Source organism: Kitasatospora sp. NPDC024654 (assembly GCF_055559155.1).
The window spans coordinates 68,430-75,896 of the sequence record NZ_JBVHLF010000030.1 but is presented as its reverse complement, the minus strand read 5'-3'; the positions used below and the strand labels follow the sequence as shown (position 1 = coordinate 75,896).

Genomic DNA, 7,467 nt, shown 5'->3' with positions numbered 1-7,467 from the left:
GCGCGGCGTGGGGTTTCTGCGTGCTCACCACGCCCCCCGCGCCCACTTGGTCAGGGGAAGAAAACGAGGGTGTCTTCGTGGCCGGCCTCGGCCCCGCCCCGGCCAGCACGTAGCCGCGGACGAGCTGGTAGATCCGGTTGTCCCCGATGTTGCGCTGGAACGCGCCGGTGCGGCTGTGCGCCGCGATGTGCCCGCTGCGGTGGACGAACCACGGACGGCCCGAGGCCGCCCAGGCCCGGACGGCCTCCTCGGCTCCGAACTTGGCGCGCTCATAAGGGGTTCGGAAGCGCTGACCGATCCGCAGGTCGGCCTCGCTGAAGCGGCGGGCGGGCCCTTCGACGCCGCCCGCGACGGCGAGCGTCGAGACGTGGTGGAAGCGGGCTCCGGGTGACTCGGCGTCGATCCAGGCCAGTAGCCGCCGGACCGCGGTGTGGTTGGTCCGCTCCAGCTCTGCGGGTGGGGCCACCAGGCGGACGTCCGCGGCGGCGTGGACGACGACCTGCGCGCCGCGGGCCCGGGCGAGACCGTCCCCGGACAGCCCGAGGCCGTCCCGGTCGATGTCACCGGCGACCACCTCGACCCCGCCACCTCCGAGGTCGAGCCGTCGAGCCGCATCGGCGTCGTGCTCGGCGCGCACCAGGCAGGTGACCCGCGCGCCCCGCTCGACGAACTCGGTGACCAGATGCCTCCCCAGGTAGCCGGTGGCCCCGGTGAGCAGGACCCGGGTCGGTTCGCTCACCCGCCAGCGGGAGCCGCTCGGGGGCGCTGGGACGCCGGGGTGCAACAGCTGACCGGAGGTCGACAGCGGCGTCCTGACGTGCGGCGGGGCCGGGGTCCCGGCCGCGGCCGCCACGCCGCGGGCGAAGGAGGCGACGATGCCGTCCGCGCCGTCGTGGGACAGCGTCGGCCACCCGTAGACCAGGTCGGTCACCAGCCGGTCCTCGACGATGCGAGCGGTGAGCCGGAGCAGGTAGAGCGGGTCCCCACCGGCGCACCGTGCCGTGCCGGCCTGCTCGGCCGCGACGGACCAGCCCAGTGCCGGCTCGTCGGGCAGCCGGAACGTGCCGAGGAAGTTGAACCCGACCTCGGGGCGGGGCCCCGCCACGTCCATCGGCAGCTGGGGCGCCTCTCGGACGCGACGCCCGACCTCGTGCACCCGCTCGGCCGGCACCTCACCGCCGGCCCGGCCGGCGGCGTCGACGGCCACCCGTTTCACCGCCGTGAACCAACCGACGGTGTCCAGGTACCCGCCGTCGTCGCCCGTGACGTCGCGGCCGTGGGTCTCGACCTCCACGACCAGCCGGGACTGACCGCTCCAGCTCGACGTGGCGTCGGCGAAGGCCGACAGCAGGAGCGCTTCCAGTCCCTGCCCGCGCCCGTACCGCCCGACCAGGCGGCCGGTCGCGCTCTCGTCGAGCGCCCAGGTGATGGCCGCCGGCTCACCGCCGGCGGTCGCGCCGGTCCCCGGAAGGCGCGGCGCGATCCTCCCGGGGACGGCGGGGACCTGCGGCGACGCGGCGGCCCACTGGTAGAAGTCGGCCGTCGGGGGGAGGTCCGCGCGCCGCCCGGACCGCGCCGCCCGGTACCCGCGGGCGAGGTCGTCGAGCAGGATCCGCCAGGAGAGGCCGTCGACGGCCAGGTGGTGCACGATCACCGCCAACCGGTCCTCGACGCCGGCCGGGCCGGTGAAGAGGTGCACCCGGATCAGCCGCCCGGCGGCCGGGTCGAGGCTGCGGTGCAGCTCGGTGCAGACGCCGTCGATCACTTCTGCCAGCGGGCCGGCCGGTCGCGGGATCGCGGAGAAGGACAGCACGTCCAGCTCGTCCACCGGCCGCGGCTCGCCGGGACCGTCCGGCGAGATCGGCTGGCGCAGTGCCGGATGACGCTGGAGCACGCCCTCGACGGCCGCCGAGAGGGCCGCGGCGTCGACGGCCACCGCGCAGCGCAGCAACACGGACTGGTTCCACTGCCGGAGGTCGTCGAGCGGCTGCCGGAACAACCACCGCTGGGCCGGCGCGAGTCCCCGATCCCGATGGCGCGGGGCCGTGGCGGCCGGCCGCGCGTCCTCCGCCACCGGACGGGCGGCGCGGGCCAGCAGGGTCGGTGTCGGGTGCCGGTAGAAGTCCTCGAAGGCGGCCCGGAACCCGGCCCGGCGCAACAGCGCGACCGTGCGCATGGCGAGGATCGAGTCCCCGCCGAGCTCCAGCACGTCGGCGTGCGGACCGAGGACGGGCAGGCCGAGCGCGCTCGCCCAGAGCTCCGCTATCGAGCGCGCCAACGGTGGCTCGACCTGGCCCGGCGGGGACGTCCGTCCCGGCTGCGGGCGTCGCGCCCGGGCCTCGACGATCCCGGTCACGACCGCGCCCAGGCGCTCGCGGTCGAGCTTCCCGTTCGAGCCGACCGGGAAGTCCGGCACCGCGACGATCGGCTGCGGGACCGAGTAGCCCGGTAACCGGTCGTACAGGTGGGAGCGGAGCGCGTCAACCGTCACGGTCTCGCACTGCCCGTCCACCGACCGTACGGCGGCCAGGAGTTGGAGGCCCACGGGGGTGTTCCGGGTGATCACCGCGGACTGGGCGATGCCCGGGAACTCCTCGATCGCCCGCTCGATCTCGGCGAGATCGACCCGGAACCCCCTGACCTTGACCTGGCGGTCGGAGCGGCCGAGGAAGACCAGGTTGCCGTCCGGCCGGCGACGGCACACGTCGCCGGTCCGGTACAGCGGTTCCCCCTGGTACCGGATGAAGCGGCGGGCGGTCTCGTCGGGGCGGCCGAAGTAGCCGGCGCTGACGCCTTTTCCACCGATGAGGAGTTCGCCCGCCACGCCGTCGGGGACCGGCCGTCCGGTGCCGTCCACCAGCCTGAGGTCCACCTCGCCGATCGCGCTGCCGATCGGGACCGTCACCTCGTCCGCAGGCAGGTCGCTCGCCGTCGAGGCGAGAAAGCAGGTGGCACCGACCGTCGTCTCGGTCGGGCCGTAGTGGTTGACCACCCGGTCCGAGACGCCGTCGTCGAGCAGCGCGGCGGCGAACGTCCGCGGCAGTGGCTCGCCGCCCAGCAGCACGGTGTGCAGGGCCGGGCCGGTGCGCGGCCGCCCTTCCAGGAGTGCCGTCAGGTGCGACGGCGTGGTCTTGAGCACCGACACTCCGGCCCCGTGCAGCGATGCCCAGAAGGCCTCCGGGTCGCGCACCTGGTGATCCGGCACGACGTGCACCGAACCCGCGGTCGCCAGCGCGAGCAGCCAGGAGGTGTGGCCGAGGTCGGCGGCCAGCGTGGTGACGTGGGCGACGCACGGGGCGTCGGCCTCGGTCAGCCCGAGCCGCCGGCGCAGCGACCGGGCGTAGTGCACCGCGTTGGCGTGGGTGACGGCGACCGCCTTCGGCTCTCCACCCGAACCCGAGGTGAAGGAGAGGTAGGCCAGCTCCGGGTCCGGGTCCGAGGTGGCGACGGGTGGCTCGGGAAGACCAGTCGCGGTCAGCGCGTCGAGGTCGACCAGCTCGGTGCGGTACGCCTCCGGTGTCCGGATCGCCGCGTCCGCGGTGAGCACGCAGCCGATCTCGACCGCGTCAAGTCGCCTGCGCTGGTCCGGCCTCGACCACTCCGGGTCGACCACCACCGCGGCAGCGCCGGAGCGCAGGACACCGTGCAGCAACGCGAACAGCCGGGCGTCCCGGGGACCAAGCAGGGCCACCCGGTCGCCCCGGCCGACGCCGACCTCGCGCAGCAGGCCGGCGATCCGGCCGGCCAGGAGGTCGAGCGTCCGGTAGTCGAACGAGCGCACCGCGTCGGTCAGGGCGGGCCGGTGCGGGTGAACGCGAGCGTTGCGTGCCAGCAGATCGGTCAGCGACGAGGTGGGCCGTATCGCACGCGTCACGTCTGTTCGTCTCCGGTTCGTGCGGGCGGCGTCATGGTGGTCGACCTGCTTCCTGGAGCGAGGTGGGTCCGGATGTCGCCCACGACGAACGCCTCCAGCCGCTCCTCGCGGGGCAGCCGCTGGGCCAGTTCCCAGGCGACCAGGCGGTGCAGGCCGTCGAGGTGGATGAGGCCCGCCCTGACCCGCAGGTCCGCGTAGTCGGAGTGCGGGACCGGGCGGGTGCTGAGATACACCGGAGTGAGCGGCGAGATCCTCAGCAGTTCGAGCTTCGCCGCACAGACCGGGTTCGCCTCGGCCCACTCGGCCCCGGCCGCCCGGACGTGCTCCGCGGCCTGGCGCACCGTCAGCCCGGAGCGCGGCACGAGTTCGAGCTCGCCGCCCTCGCTGAGATGCCAGGGCAGCACGATGTCGAGAGCCTCCGCCCGCGAGAGCCGCACCCGCCACCAGGTGCCGAGCAGGATCTCGGCACGCCGGAGGTTCGCCTCCCCGTCCTGGTTGGTGTTCGCCTCGTGCGTCCGCTCGACCGGGTGGTCGCGCAGGTAGACCGCCCGGACCTCGGCGAACGTGACCGAGCTGACGACTTCCACTCCGATGCCTCTCACGCGGTCTTCGGGTACTCGGTGAAGTGCCGGTCCTCGAACAGCTCCGGCCACCGCCCGCCGTCGAGGTTCAGCGCTCGCGCCCGAGCCAGCATCTGCCGCCAGAACGGCTTGACCGGCTGCCAGCGCGCTCCCACCTGGCAGTACGACGCGTCGACGAAGTAGCGGGGGCGGCCGCCCCCACCCGGGGCGGGCCGGCGGGTGTGGAACAGCGCCGAGTTGAGCAGCACGGTCGAGCCGGCCGGCAGTTGGTCGATGACGACCTCGCCCGGAAGTTCGGCGGTACCGAGGTGGGCGAGTGCGGTCTTGCCGGCGGACCTGCGATGGGAGCCGGGCAGCACCGCGAGGCTCCCGACGGTCTCGTCGAGGCCGCCGAGGTAGTGCAGCGCATGGACCATCAACAGGGAAGGATCCGCACGGTCGTTGGGCTCGTAGTCGTGGTGCCAGGGCTTGCCCGTGACGCCGGGACGCTGCCGGTCACTGTGCAGGTGGTGGAAGACGAACGGGGAGCCCATGAGCTCCGCGACCGCCCGCGTCACCACCCGATGGGTGAGCAGCTCACCATGCCTCGGCAGTTCCAGTTCCAGCACCGGGGGCACACCGTTCGCGTCCGGATCGACGCAGCAGGCTATCGAGCGGGTCCGTAGACCCTCGTCCACCCAGCGGTCCACTTCGGGCACCAGCCGGTCCCGGAAGGCTTCCGGCAGCAGACCGGGCAGGACCACATACCCTGCCTTCGCGAACTGCTCCCGTTGTGCGGCGTCGAGGGCCTCGTGCTCTTCGAGAAACAGCGGCACTAAGACGACTCACCTCTTTCCCGCGACGATCACGCGTCGTTCACTGCCGACCTCAGGCGACTCAGCCGCCACAGAAGGAAATGGAGTGATCACGTTCGGTCACATTCTGCGTGTTGGAGTCTGATTGGCGGGATCACTCCCTCACAAGACCCGTAACGAGTCGGGGGTCCTGTTCAGGCCACCGAGCCGTCCACCCCGACCCCTTCGTCCACCCACCGGGCCCATCCCACCGGTTGTTGGCGACACCGGGCGACGTGTGCGCAGGCCGGAGATGGAGTGTCCCCGAACGACGGACGCTTCTCGGGCCCGGCCGCGGCGGGGCCCGGAAAGGAGATGTTTGGACCTTCCCCTTGAATATGGTCATATCGGACATCAGATCATGACGATCCAGGAGAGCGGGTTCTCGACATCGGGTGAAATCCGACCGCTGAGCGGCGGGATCAACGGTGACCCGTCCCGCGGTGCCGTGTTCCTCCCGACCCTCATCGGGGGCCGGGGGGAACGAGTGGTTGCCGGGGCGGACTGGGCCGAGATCCGACGGCTCCAGCGAGCTGGGCATATGCCGAACGGGTAGGCGCTCGGCAACCCCGGCGGCACCTCACCCGTGACCGCCGCTCACGGAGGGAGCGTGCCCGGATTCACGCCCTCACGCCTGCGCGCACTCGGGGTGGCCCCAGCTCCCTCCCACCTTGGTGATGAGGTCACCCTTGCCGTACGGACGGGTGCACGGGCAGGTCCCGGGGAACCGGGCCGCGAGGGTGGGCCGGCGGCCTCCGGCACCGGACGTCGCGGCCGGCGCGCGGCGCTTGCTCCGGGCGACGGGGGCGCTGACCGGGTCCGGAGCGGGGAGGTCGGCCGCGGTGCCGCCGGCCGCCTGCTGGGTACGCGCGGCGTCGCTGGCGGCCTTGTCGGCGATCGCGTTCAACGGGTCACCGTTCACCTGGTGCGCGGGCACGTACACGAAGGTGACGTCACGGTCCGCGAGGAGCGCGTCGATGCGCTGGATCAGCTCGCGGTTGGCCACCGGCTTGCCCCCGGCGGTCTTCCAGCCGTTGCGCTTCCAACCGGCCAGCCACTTCGTGACCGCGTCGCGGGTGTAAGTGCTGTCGAGCCGCACCTCCAGCGGGACCGTCGGATCCGTCGCCTCCAGCAACTGCTCCAGGGCGGTCAACTCGCCCACGTTGTTGGTGCTGTGCCCGAGCGGGCCGGCCTGCCAGCGCTGGGGCGTTCCGGTGCTGTCCGCGACCACGAAGGCCCAGGCAGCCGGGCCCGGGTTGCCCTTGGCTGCTCCGTCACATGCTGCGATGACTCGTTCGACCATGCCCCTATGATCGCAGGCGCCGCGCCCCGGCCGGTCACACCGAGCGGTCGACGGTCACGGTCCACACGCGGGACCGTCCCGGCGAGAAGGTGCTACGGGCCGCTCCGACGTGCCGGATCGGCTGTGGTGGGTCAGCCTGGGGCTATCCCTCCGTCTGAACACCGACCACGCAGGAGGAGTGCCATGAGACGCAAGCACGCCATGGGCATCGCGCTCGCCACCGTCACCCTGTTCGCCGGCACCGGAGCGACGTACGCAACCGGAACCCACACTCCGTACCCGGTCGACCGCACTGCCGCCGTCAGCAGCACCCAGGTGCCCTCCGCGGGACAGATCGCCGCCCTGTTCGACCAGTGGAACGCGGCCCTGGCCACCGGCGACCCGAACCGCGTCGCGGACCTCTACGCCCCCGACGCTGTACTGCTACCGACCGTCTCCGCCGAAATCCGCACCACCCGGGCCGGGATAGTCGACTACTTCCAGCACTTCCTGGTGAACAAGCCGGTCGGCAAGATCCAGGAGCGGTTCATCAACATCCCGGACCCCACCACCGCGATCGACACCGGCCTCTACCAGTTCACGCTGACGCACAAGGACGGCAGCAAGGCCGAGGTCGACGCCCGCTACACCTTCGTCTACGAGCTGCGCGGAGGCAGGTGGCTGATCATCAACCATCATTCCTCCGCGGTGCCCACCGGATGACGCGTCTTCAGGCGTCAACCACCGGACCCGGCAGTCCTGTTCGGTCCTCCTCGGCGTCCTCGGCCGGGTCCCGGGCCGGCCCGGGACCCGGCCGCGGCAGCCCTCCCCCCCCATCCTGAGCCACTTTCGGGCCCCCTTGACGTCTCGACCCGCCCAGCACGTCGTGGCGGTGTT

At 72.6% G+C, this 7,467-nt stretch carries 5 protein-coding genes; 1 reads left to right on the top strand and 4 read right to left on the bottom strand.

Translation table 11 applies throughout. The features are described from left to right. The 4 genes from ACZ38L_RS19485 to ACZ38L_RS19470 all read right to left on the bottom strand — a co-directional run. A partial coding sequence (locus ACZ38L_RS19485; protein WP_465694651.1) for an amino acid adenylation domain-containing protein occupies positions 1 to 3,874 on the bottom strand: 3,874 nt, incomplete at its 3' end. Beyond that, entirely contained in the window at positions 3,871 to 4,476 is a 606-nt protein-coding gene (locus ACZ38L_RS19480; protein ID WP_465694647.1) for a DUF6309 family protein, read from the bottom strand. The genes ACZ38L_RS19485 and ACZ38L_RS19480, both read right to left, overlap by 4 nt. Further along, positions 4,473 to 5,270: a phytanoyl-CoA dioxygenase family protein gene (locus ACZ38L_RS19475; RefSeq protein ID WP_465694643.1), complete on the bottom strand. Its 798-nt coding sequence runs from the start codon at positions 5,268 to 5,270 to the stop codon at positions 4,473 to 4,475. Before ACZ38L_RS19475 ends, ACZ38L_RS19480 begins: the two co-directional genes overlap by 4 nt. A gap of 646 nt (positions 5,271 to 5,916) precedes the next feature. Further along, entirely contained in the window at positions 5,917 to 6,591 is a 675-nt protein-coding gene (locus ACZ38L_RS19470) for a ribonuclease H family protein (protein WP_465694639.1), read from the bottom strand. 183 nt (positions 6,592 to 6,774) lie between these two features. Between ACZ38L_RS19470 and ACZ38L_RS19465 the strand changes: the two genes are divergently transcribed. Beyond that, positions 6,775 to 7,293 (top strand): SgcJ/EcaC family oxidoreductase, encoded by a 519-nt coding sequence (locus ACZ38L_RS19465; RefSeq protein ID WP_465694634.1) that lies wholly within the window; start codon positions 6,775 to 6,777, stop codon positions 7,291 to 7,293. The last annotated feature ends 174 nt before the right edge of the window (positions 7,294 to 7,467 follow it).

Coding starts and splice junctions, on each gene's coding strand:
- ACZ38L_RS19470 (WP_465694639.1), bottom strand. CDS start 6,591: ATGGTCGAACGAGTCATCGCAGCATGTGACGGAGCAGCCAAGGGCAAC.
- ACZ38L_RS19465 (WP_465694634.1), top strand. CDS start 6,775: ATGAGACGCAAGCACGCCATGGGCATCGCGCTCGCCACCGTCACCCTG.